The following is a 409-nucleotide window of genomic DNA, read 5'->3' on the forward strand; positions in this document are numbered from 1 at the left end:
GACGGTCAGTTTATTCAGTTCGTGCAGCCTGCCGCTGAGGTGGCTGAGCAGCGTAAAAGCGTACTGCTCAGCCAGGCCGCCGCAGCCATCGCGCCGCTGCAAGACGCGGTTGATATTGATGACGTGACGGATGCGGAACGGGTGAGCCTGCAAGCCTGGAAGAAATTCCGCGTTGCCCTGAACCGGCTGGATTTATCCGCTGCGCCCGATATCGACTGGCCTGCTGCGCCTGAACAGATTGATCGCTGAAAACGATCAATGACGGAGAATTGATCTGTAGTAACTATTTGAACATGTCCCGTATATGTCCAAGGATATCCCCAGACAATTTTGGAGGATGAAATGGAATTAAACAAAGAGGAAGCGGAGATTATCGCGGGCTTTCTGGCGGCGAACTGGTCAGCCTTTT

General features: G+C 53.3%; 1 protein-coding gene. It reads left to right on the forward strand.

Annotated features, from left to right (window positions below; genetic code table 11):
* Positions 1–249 (forward strand): tail fiber assembly protein (locus tag D6C13_RS25420; protein ID WP_147408216.1); only part of this gene is annotated, 249 nt, incomplete at its 5' end.
* Between the last annotated feature and the right edge of the window lie 160 nt (positions 250–409).

Source organism: Rahnella woolbedingensis (genome assembly GCF_003602095.1).
Classification (GTDB): domain Bacteria; phylum Pseudomonadota; class Gammaproteobacteria; order Enterobacterales; family Enterobacteriaceae; genus Rahnella; species Rahnella woolbedingensis.